Consider the following 17427-nt stretch of genomic DNA (forward strand, 5'->3'; position numbering starts at 1 on the left):
TCCAGAGCCCTTCAAGGGCCACAAAGCGGGCCGAGATTAGCAGTTTTGCCAAGCGCCATCCACAGCAAATATGGCAATTCCAGTCACCTACAAGACGAAAAATTGACCTACGGTCACGTTTAGAGTGTTAACACTAATCTATCGTCTAACCTGGCGCCAGCCGTTCGGCATACTGCCTGCCGGCATGCAAACCCGCAGAGAGAGAACTGCGTTGGTTCGCATTCGGCACCTCGGCTGGGAACATCCCTTGGGCAGCTCTACAATGCAGCCATTATTTCAAAGGATTCGTCATGCACCATCAGACCTTCACGTTGACCACCCATGACAACGTCCCGGTGCATGTGAATCACTGGAGCAGTGGCGCAACGCCCCGCGCCGTGGTCATGCTGGCCCACGGCATGGGCGAACACAGTGGACGCTATACCGACTTTGGCCAAGCATTGGCTGAGAATGGCATCGATCTTTACGCCCTCGATCAACGCGGCCATGGGCTGACAGCCCAACACGGCATCGTCGGCCACTTCGCCCACCATGGCGGCTGGCAGCGGGTACAAGATGACTTGCACCAACTGCGACAGCTGATACACCACCAGCATCACCACACCCCACTTTTCCTGTTCGGGCACAGCATGGGCAGCTATATCGCTCAGGCCTACTTGCTTACCCACAGTGCCGGCCTGCACGGGGTCGTCCTGTCCGGTTCCAATTATCAGCCCGTATCGCTGTACCGCGCAGCCCGACTCATTGCGCGCTTCGAAGGCTGGCGCCAGGGGCCGCTCGGGCGCAGCGCCTTGATCGAGTGGCTGTCGTTCGGCTCGTTCAACAAGGCATTCAAACCCAACCGCACACCCTTCGACTGGCTGAGCCGTGACGCAGCGCAGGTGGACGCTTATATTGCCGACCCGCTGTGCGGCTTCCGCTGCACCAATCAGCTGTGGATTGACCTGCTCGGCGGTCTGCAAGAAATCACGCCCATTTCACAGCTGGCCCGCATCGATGCCCGGCTACCCATCCTGGTCATCGGCGGTGAATGTGATCCGGTCAGTGCCGGCAAGCGTCAGAAGGATCTTGCCTGTGCATTGCGCCATGCCGGCCTGCGGCACGTACAGCTGAATTTGTATCCAGACGCCCGCCACGAGTTGCTCCATGAAGCCAATCGCGCGAACGTCACGTTCTTTTTGATCGACTGGCTGAACCAGACCCTGGCCGCCAGCCGTTCCCACCCAACCAAGGAGACCGCATGACCCAACTCACCAATACGCCTTATGAATCTCTCGAAGTTGGTCAAAAGGCCACCTATAGCAAGACAGTGGGCGAACGCGACATCCAGCTGTTCGCCGCCATGTCCGGAGACCACAATCCCGTGCACCTGGACGCCGAGTTCGCTGCCGGCACGATCTTCAAGGAGCGTATCGCCCATGGCATGTTCAGCGGAGCGCTGATCAGCGCCGCCGTGGCCTGCACCCTGCCCGGCCCGGGCACCATCTACCTCGGCCAGACGATGAAATTCACCCGCCCAGTGAAGTTCGGCGACACCCTGACCGTACGCCTGGAAATTCTCGAAAAGCTGCCGAAGTTTCGCGTGCGTATCGCAACTCAGGTAGTGAATCAGAACGATGACATCGTGGTCGACGGCGAAGCGGAAATCCTCGCGCCGCGCAGTCAGCAAACCGTCACGCTGCCTCAGTTGCCGCCCATCAGCATTGGTTGATCCCACCTGGGTGCCGCTTTCCTGAATGGGAAGCGGCATGGTTCCAGCTCTGCTATTCGCAACGAAACAGATCAACTTTCCTGATTAAATCAGGGCGTATTTTGAGCTTATCATCAGTTCGATTCCGATAGATCATGGCCTCATTCCCGGCACCATGCCGTGGCAAACCCAATGAGGACTCTCCCATGATCGAAGTACGTCCCTTCCAGCAACTCGGCGGCGCACACCACGGCTGGCTGGATACCAAGCATCACTTTTCCTTCGCGGACTATTACGACCCCGCACGCATGCACTGGGGTCTGCTGAGGGTGTGGAACGACGACACCATCGCGCCTCACAGTGGCTTCCCGGCGCACCCGCACCGCGACATGGAAATCATCACCTATGTGCGCGAAGGGGCCATTACCCACCAGGACAACCTTGGCAACCAAGGCCGTACCGTAGCGGGCGATGTGCAGGTAATGAGCGCCGGCACCGGAATCGCCCACAGCGAGTACAACCTTGAAGATGTCGCCACCAAGATTTTCCAGATATGGATTATGCCCGAGAGCCGTGGCGCCGAACCGGGCTGGGGCACCAAGCCGTTTCCCAAGGGCGAGCGCGCCGGGACTTTCGTCACGCTGGCCAGCGGTTTGCCCGGCGATGACGATGCCTTGCCGATCCGCACGTCGGCTCGTCTGGTCGCGGCCACGCTGAATGCCGGGCAGAGCGCCGAGTACCGTTTCGCCGAAGGTCGCAAGGGCTATCTGGTCGCCGCCCATGGCGCCTTGCAGATCAACGGCATAGCCGCCGCAGCCGGTGACGGCGTGGCGATCAAGGACGAAGCGCTGATCGACGTGCGCGCTCTGGAAGACAGCGAGGTGATCCTGGTCGACGTGGCCTGAGCCACGACGTCGACTCCCCTTCGCCTGTTAGCTTGCCTTGAAGCGGCTGACATTCTGCCGCAGCGTATCGGCCAGTTCGCCCAATCGACTGGCGGTCTGGTGATTGCTGCCAACCGCCTCATCGTTCTCCTCGGCCATGCGCGCAATCATGCTGACCTGCTCGGCAATTTCGGCCGAAGCGGCGCTTTGTTCGCGCAAAGCGCTGGAAATCTCCACGACCGTGGACATCACCTGATTGGCGGCGGTGTAGATCTCATCCATCGCCTCGCCGGTTTGCCGTGCCCGCATCACACCTTCATTGACCCGCAGCACGCCTTGCTCCATACCTTTCACAGCCACTTGAGTGCCTTCCTGAATAGCCTTGACCATGGCACCGATCTCCTCGGTGGAGTTGGCCGTGCGCTCGGCCAGCTTGCGCACCTCATCCGCCACCACGGCAAACCCACGCCCCTGCTCACCAGCCCGCGCGGCCTCGATGGCAGCGTTCAAAGCGAGCAGATTGGTCTGCGCCGCAATACCGCTGATCACCGCCACGATGGTGCCAATCTGTTCCGAACGCTCACCCAGCTCTTCGACACTGCGCGCCGAGTTGGCCACCGACTGGGCGATCTCGCTGATGTCCTCGACCACCGCGCCGACCAGCCTGCCCCCTTCGCGCGACAGCTCACCGGAGCGATTGGCCAACGAATCGGCTTTTCCGGCATTGTGGGCAATCTGTTCAATGCCCACGGTCATCTGCTCGACCGCCGCCGCCATGCTCGAGGCGGCATCACTCTGGTTCTGCGAGGCAACGCGGATCTGCCCGGTGGCAGCGGCCAGCGTGTGGGCGGAATCCGCCACCTGGTCGGAGTTACCCTTGATGCGAGCGATCAGGTTACCCATGGTCTCGGCCATTTCGTTGAAACTGCCGGCCACAACACGCAACTCATCCCGCGCCTTCAGGTCGATGCGCGCCGTGAGATCCCCAGAGGCCAACTGCGTACTGCCCAGTCGCAGCGCGTGGATACTGCCCAGCACCGCCAACCAGGCACCCACCGACAGGTAACCAACAATCGACAGGAGTAAGAGGAATATCGTCAGGTTCAGGTAATACTCAAGCTCGGCGTCGGCGATACGCTGCTTGAGCAGCGCGTCGAGTTCGGGCAAGAACACGCTGTACATCTGCTCATAGCCGATGCCGATTGCCTCGGTGGTCATTGCAAAGAAGCGATCAGCCGAGGCACCTTCAAAATCCCCCTCGTACACCACCTCCTCGACCACAGCCCCGATAGCATCATTTCTTGCCTGCAGGATCGCCATGGCCCGCTCCAGCTGCTCTTTCAGCTCTGGATGCAGGCTAACCACCTTGGCAATGCTGTCTTCCATGCTGCGCATGGCCGCCTTGATTTCTTCGGACAGAACAATCAGTGCGCTGCGCTCGCGATCCTCTATCTGCCTCTGCGCCAGGACTCCCGAACCAAGGGCGCGCAACCGCCCCAGGCGCTCCAAAAGATACGGTAGGCGATTCACCGCCACCGTCATCAGGTAGTAGGTTTCCGGCTCGGGATCGAAGGTCAATCCGTACGCATCGGCAAATAGCGTTTGAAAGCGCAGCAGGTTGTCGATCAGCGTGGTATGGGCTTCGTAATTTCGCTCTCTGCTCCAGCCTGACCCTTCGCGCTTGATTGTCAGCCAAGCCGTTTTGAGGCTCTGCCACTGATGCTGTCCAAGCAGATAGTCATCCAGCGCGGCAGTGAGTGTTTCCAGCGCGGCGTCCACTTCTTTTTCACGCGTGCGGCGCTGTTGCACTACCCCATCGTCGCCGCCCAGCACCCGAGCGGAAAGCCCACGATGTTGTTGTGTCAGTTCCACCACAGTGGACAGTGGTCGAGACAAATCCAAGGCGATCAATTCGCTCTGCGAACGATTGATGGTGGCCGTGAACTGCTCGGTGATGGTCAGCATCAGGGCTGCGAAGGCCATCAGCACCAGCAAGCCAACCACCCCGAACTTGAGTGGATAGTTCAAACGATTCATTAATGCTTCGGCAGGCCAAAACAGTCTTTTCATAGCGCAGGCTCACAATGAATTGCCAACTGCCGGCCAAGGGAAAGCAAGCACGCTAACAATATTCAGAATTGCGAGGCAAGGTACGCGCCGGGCCTGGCTTTGCCCTTGATAGCGATCAAGATGGCATTGCGCCATCGAATCACAGAACCCTACATTGGCTATGAGGTACGGTTCCCATACAGAAACCGGCCCGAAGTCCATCCCCGCGTGGGGGCCGAGCTTGAGCCGAAGTTGTGTTTGCAGACACAACCGCGTGCTCCGGCCAAGCCACCGCAAAGGCGGCTTACGCCTGAGTCGGAATCAGCGCAACGTAATCCGCCATGCCTTGTGGATTCGTGGATTGCGGGCGAAGTCCGGATCGATTGTGTCGGTGCTGATGTCCTCCACCTGATACCGCGCCGGCAGGCTTTCGTCGAGCTGAAACTTGCGGAAGTTATTGGAGAAATACAGCACGCCGCCAGGCGCCAGACGGGCCATGGCCAGGTCGATCAATTGCACGTGGTCGCGCTGTACATCGAACACGCCTTCCATGCGCTTGGAGTTGGAGAAGGTCGGCGGGTCGATGAAAATCAGTTCGTACTCGCCGCGATCCTCGGCCAGCCAGGCCATCACATCGCCCTGCTCCAGGCGGTGCTTGTCCGAATAACCGTTCAGCGACAGGTTGCGCCGTGCCCAATCCAGGTAGGTTTTGGACAGGTCCACGCTGGTGGTGCTGCGCGCACCGCCCTTGGCGGCGTGCACGGTGGCCGTGGCGGTGTAGCAGAACAGGTTGAGGAAACGCTTGCCGGCGGCCTCCTTCTGCAGACGCAGGCGCAGCGGGCGATGATCGAGAAACAACCCCGTGTCCAAATAATCCGTGAGGTTGACCAGCAGCTTGACGCCGCCCTCGTTGACCTGCAAAAACTCGCCCTGGGTCGCGTGCCGCTCGTACTGACGCGTGCCGGTCTGCCGCTCGCGGCGCTTGATCATCACCTTGTCGGCGGCAATGCCTAGCGCTACCGGAATTGCGGCCAGGGCGTCGAGCAGGCGGGCCTGCGCCTTGTCCGGGTCAATGGAGCGGGGCGGGGCGTATTCCTGCACATGCACCCAGTCGCCATACAGGTCCACGGCCAGGGCATATTCCGGCATGTCAGCGTCGTACAAGCGATAGCACTCGACGCCGGCTTTCTTGGCCCATTTGCCGAGCTGTTTGAGGTTTTTCTGCAAGCGGTTGGCGAACATCTGCCCGCCTTCGGAGAGGCGCGCCGCTTCATGGGTCACAGGGGCTGCTTCGCCCGCTTCGATGCGCTCTGCTCGTTCAGCCCGCTCGGCACGGCTGCGTCGCTCGCCCGTGACGAACTGGTCCGGCTTGACGTTGATCAGCAATAGCTTGCAGGGCAGCGCACCGTTCCAGAAGGCGTACTGTTTGTGGCTGCGAATGCCCATGCGCTTGCCCAGCTCGGGCGCGCCGGTGAAAATCGCCGCGTCCCAGTTCAGGCACGCCTGACGCAGGCGCTCGCCAAGATTCTGGTAGAGGTACAACAGGCTCGCTTCGTCGCCCAGGCGCTCGCCATAGGGCGGGTTGCACACCACCAGGCCGGTCTGGTTCTGGTCCGGGCGCGGCTCGAAAGTGGCGAGTTCGCCCTGGTAAATACGAATCCAGTTACCCAGCCCCGCGCGCTCGATGTTGTTGCGCCCCGGCTGGATCAGCCGCGGATCGGCTTCATAGCCACGAATCCACAACGGCGGCTTGCTCAGGCCGATGCGTGCACGCTCCTCGGCCTCGGCGTGCAAGCGGTTCCACAGCGCCGGCACATGGCCCAGCCAATTGGAGAAGCCCCAGTGTTCGCGCTTGAGGTTCGGCGCAAGATCGGCGGCCATCATGCCGGCCTCGACCAGGAACGTACCAACCCCGCACATCGGGTCGGCCAGTGCCCCGCCGGCGGCGGCGATGCGCGGCCAGCCGGCACGGATCAGAATCGCGGCGGCAAGGTTTTCCTTGAGCGGCGCGGCACCCTGCTGCAGGCGGTAGCCGCGCTGATGCAGGCTGTGCCCGGACAGGTCCAAGGAGAGGATCGCCTCGCCCTTGTCCAGCCGCAGGTGCACTCGAATGTCAGGGCTGAACTTGTCCACCGAGGGACGCTCGCCAGTGGCGGTGCGCAGACGGTCGACAATCGCATCCTTGACCTTCAGGGCACCGAAATGGGTGTTGTCGATGCCGGCGCCACGGCCGCTGAATTCAACGGCCAGGCTGCCGGTAGGCGATAAATGCTCACTCCAGTCCACGGCATGCACGCCTTGGTACATTTCCTCGGCGTTCTGCACGGGAAAACGCGCCAGTACCAGCAAAACGCGGTTGGCCAGGCGCGACCACAAGCACAGGCGGTAAGCGGTTTCCAGCTCCGCCACCCCGTGCACAGCGGCGGTGTGCTCACGCGCCTCCTCCAGGCCAAGCCCGCGCGCTTCATCCAGGAGCAAGCCTTCGAGGCTCTTTGGGCAGGTGAGATATAGTTCGTAGCGGTCCGACATGTCGACTATCCAAGGCCTTAAGGCGCGAAAAGCCTCGCTTTCGAGGCTGTAAGAAATTGAAACAATTATTCAGCCCTCCCTACGTCGGAAAACGTGTCGGGGCCTGAGAGCTACATTGTCATGAGCCGTGCCGCTCCTTGGCCGTCAGCCACGCAGCTTTGCCTGAAAGGATCGGCCGCAAGCGAACCCGGCTTATGTGCGCATCCAGCAAATCAATGGGTCGTTATGCCTAATCGATCATTCACAGGCCTCAAGGCTTTGGTTAAAACATCAACCAAGGCAACGATGCAATGTCGCTTGCCTTGAGGTCGGTTACGCCGGCAACGGACCTCGACGCAGCTAAAAAGCTGCACAGCCTCGCCATGAGGCGTATGGACATCACAGTCAACGAGTGAGGGCAATACCCGATGAGACGACTTAAACGTGATCCGATGGAACGAGCCTTTCTGCGCGGTTATCAGCATGGCATACATGGCAAATCCCGCGACCTGTGTCCTTTTACCCTTCCCTCCACACGTCAAGCCTGGATCAATGGCTGGCGCGAAGGTCGTGGCGACCAATGGGACGGATTCACCGGCACCGCCGGTATTCACCGCTTGAATCAACTTAACGCGGTCGGCTGACACCCCAGCCCAATTGATTTTTCCAGAGCGCCCCACCCGGGCGCTGGGCGCAAGCCCTGGGGCTCCTTCGGGAGCCCCTTCCCATCCTGATCCGCTGTTAGCGGGCGCCCTTGGGCAATGCCGCGATGGCATCCACCGCCTCGCGGATAAGCGCCGGCCCCTTGTAGATGAAGCCTGAATAAAGTTGCACAAGGCTTGCCCCGGCAGCGATTTTTTCCGCTGCATCGCGCCCCTCGGTGATGCCCCCCACGGCAATGATCGGCAGACGACCAGCCAGTTCGCTCGCCAACACCTTGACGGTGTGCGTGCTCTTGTCGCGCACGGGTGCACCGGACAGGCCGCCCGCTTCATCGCCAAACTGCAACCCTTCCACTCCAGCGCGGCCAAGGGTGGTGTTGGTGGCAATAACCGCATCCATACCCGCGTCGACCAACGCGTGCGCTACTTGCACGGTTTCTTCATCGCTCATATCTGGAGCGATCTTGATGGCCAGCGGCACACGCTTGCCATACAGCTGCGCAAGGTCTTCCTGACGCAAGCGCAGGGCCTCGAGCAGTTGCTTGAGCGAATCGCCGAACTGCAGGCTGCGCAGGCCGGGCGTATTCGGCGAACTGACGTTGACCGTGACATAGCTGGCGTGTGGGTAGACCTTGGCCAGACAGATCAGGTAATCATCCACGGCGCGTTCCACCGGAGTATCGAAATTCTTGCCGATGTTGATGCCCAGCACGCCCCGGTAACGCATTGCTTCGACCCGCGCCAGCAAATGATCAACGCCATGGTTGTTGAAACCCATGCGATTGATGATTGCTTCGGCTTCCGGCAAGCGGAACAGGCGCGGCTTGGGATTGCCAGGTTGGGGACGCGGCGTCACGGTGCCGATCTCGATAAAGCCAAAGCCCAACTGGCTCAAGCCATCAATGGCGTCGCCATTTTTGTCCAGGCCTGCAGCCAGGCCAACTGGATTGGCAAATTCCAGCCCCATGATCTTCACTGGCAACGCGCTGGGCTGCTTGCACACCAGGCGATTGAGGCCCAGGCGTCCGCCAGCACCGATCAGGTCAAGGGATAACTCATGGGAGGTTTCCGGAGACAGCTTGAATAAAAGATCGCGGGCCAGGGTGTACATGGGGGGAACTTCGATGAAAAATGGGACGGCGAGTATAACCCGGTCAAGCCAGACGGCGCAGGCTTAACAATTCGCCCTTGACGCTGAACTCCAGCACAAAGGAACCTTCCACCCCGCTGTGAGTCAGAAAAGGTCGCAAATGATGGGCCGGCAGGCTTACCTTGCGGCCGTCGCGGCTGGTGGCGAGAACCCGTTTGACGTGCCCTTGGTAGTACGCCAGAAACTGTTCGGCCGTTAAACGGATATCGAGCACCAGACTGGGCATGGAGCGCTCCTTGGCAATAAAAGCAAGCAAGTTTGCCATAATCCGCCGTGCAGCCAGCACCTTGCCGATCGGTCTCCGCGTTACGGCCTTCGTCAGTGACGGCCGACAGACGCGTCGATATCTTTTGTTGCAGTCGACAGATGATCCTGTCCAATGTCACATTTTACGACTCTGCCCTGATTGCCCTGGAGCCTGTTGTTCATGTCTTCCTCCCTGCCACCCTCCAGCCTCGCCACTCGCCTGACTACTCTGGCGGGGCAATGGGGGCTGGGCAGGCGAGAAGCCCGGCAGTTGCGCGAGCACGCCAGCCATCTCAGGCTGCCTTTTCAGCCCTTGCAGCCGCCGTCTGCCAGCATCTGGTGGCAACTCGGGCCACCCCTGGATCGCCTGGTGGACTTGCCGCGCAGCGCGCTTTCCGGTCCGGTCCAGGAAGATAAAGCTGCGGCACATGCGGTCTTGGCACGCCTGGTGGAGATTGAACTCGATCAGCTCGACGCACTCGATCTGCGTCAAGTTGACGGCTTGATCAGCGCCCCCGGCGAGCAGACTGCGCATCTGCATCTGGATGATCTGGCCAACACACCGGATTGCCGCAGCCTGCGCATCATCAGCTACAAGGATTTCCTCAAGGTCATCGGCCTGGCCCTTCCTGACTTCGAGCGCGGCAAACCGTTGGCCCTGCGCCAGGCCGACTGGCTGGGTCCGCGCCTGTTCTGGGCGGGTGAGCTGCACAGCGAAGCGTTTGCCAGCGCCGTCGCCTATGCCCGCCTGCGCGGTTTACAGATTACTCTGCCCGCCGAGGTGGCCCGTTACCGCTTGAATGGCGCAGCTCTTGCCGATTTGCAGGCTAGGTTCCACATGGTGGTGATGCCCGTGCAGAGCTGGAGCGATCCCGCCTTCATGGGCTTACTACTGAACAGCCGACTTCCTTACTCGCGGCTGTCGTTGCAACGCACGGCCACTGCTCCCGAAACCCTGTTGCTGCCCCGCGACAATGCCCTGTCCAATGCCCTGGGCGAAGGTTTGCGATTGGCCGGCGCGCCCGATCTGGGTGAGTTCCTGCACAGTCTGCCGCACACTGCGGACTGATTGCCGATTAGCGTCGTTGCGAACCACAACGTCGTGATCAGCGTGTTTCTTCGTGGGCATAGCAGGGTGGCGAGCTGCTCGGCCCCTGGCGCTCCAGTTCATCTTCGAGAAACCCGGCTAATACCTGCGCATTGTTGTGCGCCTCGTCCTTGGCTGCGAAGAGCAGTGTCAGGTGCCCTGAACGGGCTTGCTCCAACAACGTCCACCAGTGTTCCGGGTGGGCAGCAAGCTCTGCCCGGTATCGGCGCTCGAACTCGGGAAACTGTGCCGGGTCGTGGTCGAACCCCTGGCGCAGCGAGGTGCTTGGCGCTACGTCCTTAAGCCAGGCATCTAACCGCAGCGCTTCTTTTTTGATGCCCCGTGGCCACAGGCGATCGACCAGTACTCGATATCCATCGGTTTCGGCCGCCGCTGCGTAGACTCGCTTGCACTGAATCATGGGCTATCCCCTTGTATGAGACCTGTCGGCTGAGTACCGTGGCGCGAGTCCTTGCCCCCGAGCCCGCCGCCATGCCCTTCCTTCGCACGTGTTCAGCCGCCCTGCTGCTTCTACTCTTGGTTGGCTGCCAGGTTTACACCGGCCAACCGGCCAACCCGCCCGTAGATGTGCGCTTGCAGGGTGAACTCAGTGTCGAACAGGGTCAGCTATTCCTCAAGCCCTGCGACGAACAGCGACGCTTTCGCTTGATCGATGCGGGCGCGGGCGATCTGGCCCAGGAAGTTGACCAGCTGGGCGGTGCCAGTGGCAGCCCAGTATTTGCCGACCTGAAAGGGCAACTCGGCGCTGACCCTCAAGGTGGCGCAGGCCAATTCCTGGCCAGCCAGATCTATCGGTTGCAGATAGAGGGGCACGGCTGCAATGACGTGAACTTCCCAATGCTGAGCGTGCGCGCCAGTGGCAACGAGCCGTTCTGGAGCCTGGATGTCAGCCCGCACGGCCTTGTGCTGACATGGCCCGATCATGCCCCGCTGGCCCTGCCCTACCTGGAAGAGCGACTGCCGGAAGGACGCTTGCACCTGTCCAGCGAGGCCAATGACCTGCGGCTTTCCCTGTGGCTCACGCCACAGCGCTGCGTTGACGACATGAGCGGCGCCGTTCGCCATTTGAGCGCTGAGTTACGCTTGGGAGAGCAACGCTTTACCGGCTGTGCCTACCATGGCGGCGCATACGAGGACTGACGCTGGTCTGCTGAATGCAGCGTCGTTGTCGCTGAAGCGCGCTTCAACGGAAATCAGTATCCGTCATCTTCCCAACGCTTGCCGCGGGTCCGTTGAATCACCAGCAGCTTCTGCTGCAAGGCCGCCTTGGACAGCATGTGCGCGCTGACCGGCGCGGTGATAAACAAGAACAAGGCAATCAGCAGCTCATGCAGGCTCAAGCCTTCACGCTGGCCACTGAAGAAGATCGCCGAGGCGATGATGATGCCACCCACGCCCAGCGTAGTGGCCTTGGTGGGCGCGTGCAGGCGGGTGAAGAAATCCGGTAGGCGATACAGACCGATCGCGCCTACCAGAGCGAATAGGCTGCCGAGAATCAGAAAAAAACAGACGATAAGTTCCAACCAGAAGGACATGTCATTAGCCTCAGTCGATGATGTCGCCGTGCAATAAATGCTTGCCTACCGCCACGGTACTGACAAACCCGACCACTGCTATCAAGAGCGCAGCCTCGAAGAACACGTCCGACTTCAGCCAGATGCCGAATAGCACCAGCAGCGCCAAACCGTTGATATACAACGTATCCAGCGCCAACACGCGATCGGGCATGTCCGGCCCGATGATCAGGCGCAGCAAGTTGAGTACCAGTGCCACGCCGATCAGCGCCAGACACAACGGAATTATGTAGGCGAGCATTCGAAAATCTCCATCAACGGGGCCTCATAGCGCTCCTTGATTTCGGCAATCAGCGTCTGACTGTCGCGAACATCGATGCCGTGCAGCAGGATGATTTTGTGGTCCGGCGTCAGGCCAGCCGACACCGTGCCAGGCGTCAAGGAGATGATGCTGGCCAGTACCGAGAGCAGGAACTCGTCTTCGATGGCCATGGGCACTTCGACGAAAGCGGGATTCAACTTACGCTGCGGGCCAAGCACCAGCCGAGCCACATTCAGATTGGCGACAACGATTTCCCACAGCACAAACAGTGTGAACCAACACAACTTCAGCGGTTTGCGCACCCGTGGGATGTGAATCAGGAAATCCTTGCACAGGACTGCGATCGCCCAGCCCAGAAACAGGCCGAGTACGACCTGGCCCAGGGATACGGAATTGACCAGCATCAGCCAGATCAGGGCAAGAAAAATCACCAGCCCCGGACGGGGCAACCAGCGGTGACGAGTCATGGCGTACCTCCGCCGATCAACTGCATATAGGGCGCCAAGTCCAGCAATTGCGCAGCCGTGGCATTCAGATAGTGCTGCAGTGGCCCGGCCGCTAGCACCAGTGCCACGCTGGCCAACATCAAGCCCAGGGTGGCCACCAGGCGCCCCGCATCGTAGCGCGTGGTACTGGCGGGCTCACCGCTGCCGCGCCAGAACACCGTACTGCCCGCACGGCTCAGGGCAATGATGGTCACGAGGCTGCCAACCAGCACCACTGACCACAACTGGAGCGCCGCCATACCGGTGCCAGCCGAGCGCAGCAGCATGACCTTGCCCAAGAAGCCTGCAAATGGCGGCAACCCAGCCACGGAAATCGCGCCGGCAAAAAACAGTCCCCCCAGCACAGCAGCGTTGTATAGGGTGGGCCCTTGCTGCAACGCACCGGCAAATTCGCCGCGCTGGCGCGCCACCAGATCGGCCAGCAAAAACAGCCCGCCGCATATCAGGGTGCTGTGCAGCAGGTAATACAGCGCGGCAGCGTAGCTTTCAGGCGTCCCCAAGGTGATGACGGCCAGCAGGGTGCCCACCGAGACAACCACCAGGTACGCCACCACGCCCTGCAACGAACGGGCCGCCAGAGCACCACAGGCTCCAGCAGCCAGAGTCAGCAGCGCCAGCGGCCACAACCAATCGTTGGCCAGGCCGGCGACCGCACCGGCCTCATTGCCAAAGATCAAGGTATAAACGCGCAGGATCACGTAGATACCTACCTTGGTCATGATCGCAAACAGTGCCGCCACCGGCGCGGTGGCTGCGGCGTACGCTCGCGGCAACCAGAAGTACAGCGGCAAAATGGCGGCCTTAAGGCCGAACACGACCAGCAGCAACAGCCCCGCCACCGAGAGCAGCGGTGCCAACTCGGCATCGGCGTTGGCGACGCGCTGGGCCAGATCCGCCATATTCAGTGTGCCCAGCAGGCCGTACAAAGTGCCCACGCCGATCAGGAAAAACGACGAGCCCACCAGGTTGAGCACCACATAATGCATACCGGCACGCACGCGCGCCGCCCCATTGCCATGCATCAGCAACGCATACGAGGCGATCAACAGGATCTCAAAAAATACGAACAGGTTGAACAGATCGCCTGTCATGAAGGCGCCATTGATGCCCAGCAGCTGAAACTGGAACAACGCGTGGAAATTCGGCCCGCGCTGGTCATCACCCCGACAGGCGTACAGCAGCGCGAAGCTGGCCAGCACGGCAGACAGCAGTAGCATCAATGCACTTAACCGATCCAGCAGCAGAATGATGCCAAATGGCGGCTCCCAGTTGCCCAGGGCATAAATACGCAACTGGCCATCGCCCGCCATATACACAAGCCATATCGCCAGCGGAATCTGTGCCCAAGTGGCCAGCATTGATACGCAGCGCTTGAATGAGCGGTTGATACCATGGGTGACCAGCAGCAGGCTACCGAACAGCAAAGGCAGGATTAGCGGCAGGATTAGCGCATGAGTCATGGACGCGGCTCCTCGCCGTCGACATGATCGGTGCGCAATTCACCCATGCCGCGCAGGGCCAGCACCAGCACGAATGCGGTCATCGCGAAGCCGATGACAATGGCGGTCAACACCAGGGCCTGGGGCAGCGGATCGGCATAATCCTTGGTTGCGGCGCCCAACACCGCCGGCACACCCGTGCCCAGGCGGCCCATGCCAAATAGGAACAGGTTGACCGCATAGGAAATAAGCGTCAGGCCCATGACCACGGGAAATACTCGAGCACGCAGCAAGAGATAAACCCCGCTGGCCGTTAAAAAACCAAGCGTGATAGCGAAAACCGCTTCCATCAGAGCACTTCCTCACAATCGGCCTGACTGACATGGCCGATATTGGACAGGATCAACAAGGTCGAACCGACCACCGTCAGATACACCCCCAGATCGAACAGCAAGGCCGTTGCCAGCTCCACCTCGCCGATCAATGGAATCTGTGGATGGCCAAACGCCGACGTCAGGAACGGGTAGCCAAAGAACCAACTGCCCAACCCGGTCAATCCAGCAGTCAGGATCCCGAGACCGGCCAGGAGGTGATAACTGATCGGCTGACGAGCCTGAGTCCATATCACCCCATGGGAAATGTATTGCAACGCCAACGCCACGGCGGTCACCAACCCGGCGATGAACCCGCCGCCCGGCAAGTTGTGGCCGCGCAAAAAGATGAACACCGAAACCAGTAAGGCCAACGGCAGGATGGCTCGCGACAGGTTGTCGAGAATCATCGGGTGGCTGTCGGTGGACCACAGCCGGCCTGCGTAGTCCCGCTCTTGATGGGGCAGATACAGGCCTTGCAACAAGCCATAAATGCCCACTGCGGCAATCGCCAGCACAGTGATTTCGCCCAAGGTATCGAAGCCACGGAAATCCACCAGAATGACATTGACCACGTTAGTTCCGCCACCTCCTGAGAGGCTGTTCTCAAGGAAGAAGCCGGCAATGGTGTCATACGGACGGGTCATTACTGCGAAGGCGAGCATGGCCACCAGAATACCGACGCCGCCGGCCAACAGCAGGTCGCGCAGGCGACGCAAACTGCCGGACTCGGACGGAGTGACATCGGGCATGAAGAACAATCCCAGAATCAGCAGGATGATGCTGACTACTTCCACCGACAGCTGAGTCAGCGCCAGATCCGGGGCGGAGTAACGGGCGAAGGCCAGCGCGACCATTAAGCCAACCACACCGAGGATCATCAGCGCCACCAGACGGCGACGATGGAACGCCGCAGTCATCACTGCAGAAAAGCCCAGGATCACCAGACCCAGCACGGTGAACCCATCTAGCGGCGTCAATGCCAACGTGCCGCGCAGCGCAACCAGCGGATGCAAGGCGATCACAGCCATCAGCAATGCCATACTCAGCATCCAGGTCAGGTAGCGTTGCAGCGAGCCATTTTCCAAGTGGCCGGTGAGCCATTTGGCGCCTTCGACCAGGCGCACCATGGCCCGATCGAAAATCAACTTGGCATCCAGCTCCGGCATGTCCGCATACCAGGCAAACAAGGGCTTGCGAAACACATACACCAGGATACCGCCGAGCAGCGCTATGAAACTCATCCCCAAGGGCACGTTGAAGCCATGCCAGATAGCCAGGCTGTAAGCGGGCAGCACGCCATTGAGACTCGCTGACGCCGCACTCGCCAGCAGCGGCGCCACGGTATAAGCCGGCAGCATGCCTACCAGCAAGCACAGCAGCACCAGAATCTCCACCGGGATTTTCATGTAGCGCGGTGGTTCATGGGGCGGATATTTAGGCACATCGATGGGTGCGCCATTGAAAAAAACGTCGTGAACGAAGCGCAATGAATACGCCACCGAGAACACACTGGCCAGCACCGCCAAGGCCGGCACCATCCAGTTGAAGCTGCCATACAGGCTTTGCTGCAAGGTTTCGCCGAAGAACATTTCCTTGCTCAGGAAACCATTGAGCAGCGGCACGCCGGCCATCGCCAGGGAAGCCACCATGGCCAGCACGGCGGTGTGCGGCATGTACCTCCACAGGCCGTTTATGCGCCGCATATCCCGTGTACCGGTCTCATGGTCAATAATGCCGGCGGCCATGAACAGCGACGCCTTGAAGGTCGCATGGTTGATGATGTGGAACACCGCCGCGACGTTGGACAGCGGCGAGTCAAGGCCGAACAGCAGCGTGATCAAACCCAGATGGCTGATGGTTGAATAGGCCAGCAGGCCCTTCAGGTCATTCTGGAACAGCGCCAATATGGCACCCACCAGCAAGGTGGTCAGCCCGGTCAGGCTGACCAGATAGAACCACCAATCCGAATCGGCCAGCGCCGGATACAGGCGGGCCAACAGAAACACACCGGCCTTGACCATGGTCGCCGAGTGCAAATAGGCCGACACGGGCGTTGGGGCAGCCATCGCCTGGGGCAACCAGAAATGGAACGGAAACTGTGCCGACTTGGTGAACACGCCCAGCAGCACCAGAATCAATGCCAGCGGATACAACGCATGTGCACGGATCAGCTCACCGCTGGCCAGTACATCGGTGAGTTCGAAGCTGCCGACTATATGTCCAATCAGAAGAATGCCGGCCAGTAATGCCAGGCCACCGCCACCCGTGATCACCAGGGACATGCGCGCGCCCTTGCGAGCATCGCTGCGGTGACTCCAGAAACCGATCAGCAGGAATGAAGACAGGCTGGTGAGCTCCCAGAAAACCATCATTAACAACAGGTTTTCCGCCAGCACCACGCCAAGCATCGCGCCCATGAACAGCAGCAAGAACGCATAGAAACGCCCAGCTGCCTCCCGCGTACTCAGGTAATAGTGGGCATACAGGATGACCAACAGGCCTATGCCCAGAATCAGCAGCGCAAACAGAAACCCGAGGCCATCGAGGCGCAGGCTCAGGTTGAAGCCCAACTCACTCAACCAGGGCTGGTTGAACACCAGGGTTTCGCCAGCGAATACGCGTCCCCGCTCTCCCAACAGCAGCACCAATGCCAACAAGGGCCCTAATGCCGTAGTCAACGCGCAGGTCAAACGCCCCAACCGCTCCGTAAAAATCGGGAGAATGACCCCGATAAACGGCAGGGCAATGATCAGCGCTAGTACCATGAATCAAAAACCTCTCATCAAACGTTGCGCAGGACAGCAAATGCTCATCCAGAATTGATCGCCGGCGTAAGCCTTTGTCCAGACGGCTTTTTCGGCCAAGAATTTATGCACAGCGCGGGGGCGGCTGTCATGTTTTTAATTATTACTAAAAGTCATGCAAATCTGTATTACAAGAAACAGATTCATATGAGAAGGACGCTGACGCCAAAA

General features: G+C 60.2%; 17 protein-coding genes and 1 pseudogene. 6 read left to right on the forward strand and 12 right to left on the reverse strand.

Annotation, left to right across the window (positions count from 1 at the left end):
* Nucleotides 1–290: 290 nt before the first annotated feature.
* The 3 genes from ACTV8E_RS03330 to ACTV8E_RS03340 all read left to right on the forward strand — a co-directional run bounded on the left by ACTV8E_RS03330 (nt 291) and on the right by ACTV8E_RS03340 (nt 2595).
* Nucleotides 291–1244 carry a lysophospholipase gene (locus ACTV8E_RS03330; RefSeq protein ID WP_443198475.1) on the forward strand — a complete coding sequence of 318 codons (954 nt, stop codon included), beginning with the start codon at nt 291–293 and terminating at the stop codon, nt 1242–1244.
* Complete coding sequence (locus ACTV8E_RS03335; protein WP_443198476.1) at nt 1241–1711, forward strand: MaoC family dehydratase; 471 nt, start codon at nt 1241–1243, stop codon at nt 1709–1711. Before ACTV8E_RS03330 ends, ACTV8E_RS03335 begins: the two co-directional genes overlap by 4 nt.
* Nucleotides 1712–1896: 185 nt before the next feature.
* Complete coding sequence (locus ACTV8E_RS03340) at nt 1897–2595, forward strand: pirin family protein (protein ID WP_443198477.1); 699 nt, start codon at nt 1897–1899, stop codon at nt 2593–2595.
* A gap of 27 nt (nt 2596–2622) precedes the next feature.
* Here ACTV8E_RS03340 and ACTV8E_RS03345 read toward each other — a convergent pair whose 3' ends face one another.
* The 3 genes and pseudogenes from ACTV8E_RS03345 to rlmKL all read right to left on the reverse strand — a co-directional run bounded on the left by ACTV8E_RS03345 (nt 2623) and on the right by rlmKL (nt 7152).
* A complete protein-coding gene (locus tag ACTV8E_RS03345; protein ID WP_443198663.1) occupies nt 2623–3489 on the reverse strand; it encodes a methyl-accepting chemotaxis protein in 867 nt (288 codons plus the stop codon).
* A pseudogene (locus tag ACTV8E_RS03350) lies at nt 3490–4644 on the reverse strand (nitrate- and nitrite sensing domain-containing protein); the annotation flags it as partial. It lies immediately after the preceding gene.
* A gap of 300 nt (nt 4645–4944) precedes the next feature.
* Entirely contained in the window at nt 4945–7152 is a 2208-nt protein-coding gene (gene rlmKL, locus ACTV8E_RS03355) for a bifunctional 23S rRNA (guanine(2069)-N(7))-methyltransferase RlmK/23S rRNA (guanine(2445)-N(2))-methyltransferase RlmL (protein ID WP_443198478.1), read from the reverse strand.
* A 407-nt stretch (nt 7153–7559) separates the two neighbouring features.
* Here rlmKL and rmf point away from each other — a divergent pair, with 407 nt between their 5' ends.
* Entirely contained in the window at nt 7560–7775 is a 216-nt protein-coding gene (rmf, locus tag ACTV8E_RS03360; protein WP_251837387.1) for a ribosome modulation factor, read from the forward strand.
* A 97-nt stretch (nt 7776–7872) separates the two neighbouring features.
* Here the strand turns inward: rmf and ACTV8E_RS03365 are convergent, their stop codons facing one another.
* On the reverse strand, nt 7873–8904 hold the full coding sequence (locus ACTV8E_RS03365) for a quinone-dependent dihydroorotate dehydrogenase (protein WP_443198479.1): 1032 nt from the start codon (nt 8902–8904) through the stop codon (nt 7873–7875).
* 43 nt (nt 8905–8947) lie between these two features.
* Nucleotides 8948–9169, reverse strand: a complete 222-nt coding sequence (locus ACTV8E_RS03370) for a DUF2835 domain-containing protein (RefSeq protein WP_251837389.1) — start codon at nt 9167–9169, stop codon at nt 8948–8950.
* A 201-nt stretch (nt 9170–9370) separates the two neighbouring features.
* Between ACTV8E_RS03370 and ACTV8E_RS03375 the strand changes: the two genes are divergently transcribed.
* Nucleotides 9371–10258, forward strand: a complete 888-nt coding sequence (locus tag ACTV8E_RS03375) for a DUF6685 family protein (protein ID WP_443198480.1) — start codon at nt 9371–9373, stop codon at nt 10256–10258.
* Between the two features lie 37 nt (nt 10259–10295).
* Here the strand turns inward: ACTV8E_RS03375 and ACTV8E_RS03380 are convergent, their stop codons facing one another.
* Nucleotides 10296–10697, reverse strand: a complete 402-nt coding sequence (locus ACTV8E_RS03380) for a DUF488 domain-containing protein (RefSeq protein WP_443198481.1) — start codon at nt 10695–10697, stop codon at nt 10296–10298.
* Between the two features lie 71 nt (nt 10698–10768).
* On the opposite strand from ACTV8E_RS03380, the gene ACTV8E_RS03385 reads away from it, so the two are divergent.
* The gene (locus tag ACTV8E_RS03385) at nt 10769–11437 is read left to right on the forward strand and encodes a COG3650 family protein (protein WP_443198482.1); all 669 of its coding nucleotides are present in this window, start codon (nt 10769–10771) and stop codon (nt 11435–11437) included.
* A 53-nt stretch (nt 11438–11490) separates the two neighbouring features.
* Here ACTV8E_RS03385 and ACTV8E_RS03390 read toward each other — a convergent pair whose 3' ends face one another.
* Genes ACTV8E_RS03390 through ACTV8E_RS03415 form a run of 6 tightly spaced genes read right to left on the reverse strand, consistent with a single transcriptional unit; the run spans nt 11491 to nt 17217 of the window.
* Nucleotides 11491–11832 (reverse strand): Na+/H+ antiporter subunit G, encoded by a 342-nt coding sequence (locus tag ACTV8E_RS03390; RefSeq protein ID WP_443198483.1) that lies wholly within the window; start codon nt 11830–11832, stop codon nt 11491–11493.
* Between the two features lie 10 nt (nt 11833–11842).
* Complete coding sequence (locus tag ACTV8E_RS03395) at nt 11843–12112, reverse strand: K+/H+ antiporter subunit F (protein ID WP_251837394.1); 270 nt, start codon at nt 12110–12112, stop codon at nt 11843–11845.
* A complete protein-coding gene (locus tag ACTV8E_RS03400) occupies nt 12097–12600 on the reverse strand; it encodes a Na+/H+ antiporter subunit E (protein WP_443198484.1) in 504 nt (167 codons plus the stop codon). Before ACTV8E_RS03400 ends, ACTV8E_RS03395 begins: the two co-directional genes overlap by 16 nt.
* On the reverse strand, nt 12597–14099 hold the full coding sequence (locus ACTV8E_RS03405; RefSeq protein ID WP_251837396.1) for a monovalent cation/H+ antiporter subunit D: 1503 nt from the start codon (nt 14097–14099) through the stop codon (nt 12597–12599). The genes ACTV8E_RS03400 and ACTV8E_RS03405 overlap by 4 nt, the downstream gene beginning before the upstream one ends.
* On the reverse strand, nt 14096–14428 hold the full coding sequence (locus ACTV8E_RS03410) for a Na+/H+ antiporter subunit C (protein WP_443198485.1): 333 nt from the start codon (nt 14426–14428) through the stop codon (nt 14096–14098). The genes ACTV8E_RS03405 and ACTV8E_RS03410 overlap by 4 nt, the downstream gene beginning before the upstream one ends.
* Nucleotides 14428–17217 (reverse strand): monovalent cation/H+ antiporter subunit A, encoded by a 2790-nt coding sequence (locus tag ACTV8E_RS03415; protein ID WP_251837398.1) that lies wholly within the window; start codon nt 17215–17217, stop codon nt 14428–14430. Before ACTV8E_RS03415 ends, ACTV8E_RS03410 begins: the two co-directional genes overlap by 1 nt.
* Nucleotides 17218–17427 lie beyond the last annotated feature (210 nt).

The sequence above is a fragment of the Pseudomonas sp. B392_1p genome (genome assembly GCF_052245235.1).
GTDB lineage: Bacteria > Pseudomonadota > Gammaproteobacteria > Pseudomonadales > Pseudomonadaceae > Serpens > Serpens gallinarum.

What these genes read in the sequence shown, in the direction of transcription:
- ACTV8E_RS03330 (WP_443198475.1), top strand. Translation starts at nt 291, where the DNA reads ATGCACCATCAGACCTTCACGTTGACCACCCATGACAACGTCCCGGTG.
- ACTV8E_RS03335 (WP_443198476.1), top strand. Translation starts at nt 1,241, where the DNA reads ATGACCCAACTCACCAATACGCCTTATGAATCTCTCGAAGTTGGTCAA.
- ACTV8E_RS03340 (WP_443198477.1), top strand. Translation starts at nt 1,897, where the DNA reads ATGATCGAAGTACGTCCCTTCCAGCAACTCGGCGGCGCACACCACGGC.
- ACTV8E_RS03345 (WP_443198663.1), bottom strand. Translation starts at nt 3,489, where the DNA reads ATGGCCGAGACCATGGGTAACCTGATCGCTCGCATCAAGGGTAACTCC.
- rlmKL (WP_443198478.1), bottom strand. Translation starts at nt 7,152, where the DNA reads ATGTCGGACCGCTACGAACTATATCTCACCTGCCCAAAGAGCCTCGAA.
- rmf (WP_251837387.1), top strand. Translation starts at nt 7,560, where the DNA reads ATGAGACGACTTAAACGTGATCCGATGGAACGAGCCTTTCTGCGCGGT.
- ACTV8E_RS03365 (WP_443198479.1), bottom strand. Translation starts at nt 8,904, where the DNA reads ATGTACACCCTGGCCCGCGATCTTTTATTCAAGCTGTCTCCGGAAACC.
- ACTV8E_RS03370 (WP_251837389.1), bottom strand. Translation starts at nt 9,169, where the DNA reads ATGCCCAGTCTGGTGCTCGATATCCGTTTAACGGCCGAACAGTTTCTG.
- ACTV8E_RS03375 (WP_443198480.1), top strand. Translation starts at nt 9,371, where the DNA reads ATGTCTTCCTCCCTGCCACCCTCCAGCCTCGCCACTCGCCTGACTACT.
- ACTV8E_RS03380 (WP_443198481.1), bottom strand. Translation starts at nt 10,697, where the DNA reads ATGATTCAGTGCAAGCGAGTCTACGCAGCGGCGGCCGAAACCGATGGA.
- ACTV8E_RS03385 (WP_443198482.1), top strand. Translation starts at nt 10,769, where the DNA reads ATGCCCTTCCTTCGCACGTGTTCAGCCGCCCTGCTGCTTCTACTCTTG.
- ACTV8E_RS03390 (WP_443198483.1), bottom strand. Translation starts at nt 11,832, where the DNA reads ATGTCCTTCTGGTTGGAACTTATCGTCTGTTTTTTTCTGATTCTCGGC.
- ACTV8E_RS03395 (WP_251837394.1), bottom strand. Translation starts at nt 12,112, where the DNA reads ATGCTCGCCTACATAATTCCGTTGTGTCTGGCGCTGATCGGCGTGGCA.
- ACTV8E_RS03400 (WP_443198484.1), bottom strand. Translation starts at nt 12,600, where the DNA reads ATGACTCGTCACCGCTGGTTGCCCCGTCCGGGGCTGGTGATTTTTCTT.
- ACTV8E_RS03405 (WP_251837396.1), bottom strand. Translation starts at nt 14,099, where the DNA reads ATGACTCATGCGCTAATCCTGCCGCTAATCCTGCCTTTGCTGTTCGGT.
- ACTV8E_RS03410 (WP_443198485.1), bottom strand. Translation starts at nt 14,428, where the DNA reads ATGGAAGCGGTTTTCGCTATCACGCTTGGTTTTTTAACGGCCAGCGGG.
- ACTV8E_RS03415 (WP_251837398.1), bottom strand. Translation starts at nt 17,217, where the DNA reads ATGGTACTAGCGCTGATCATTGCCCTGCCGTTTATCGGGGTCATTCTC.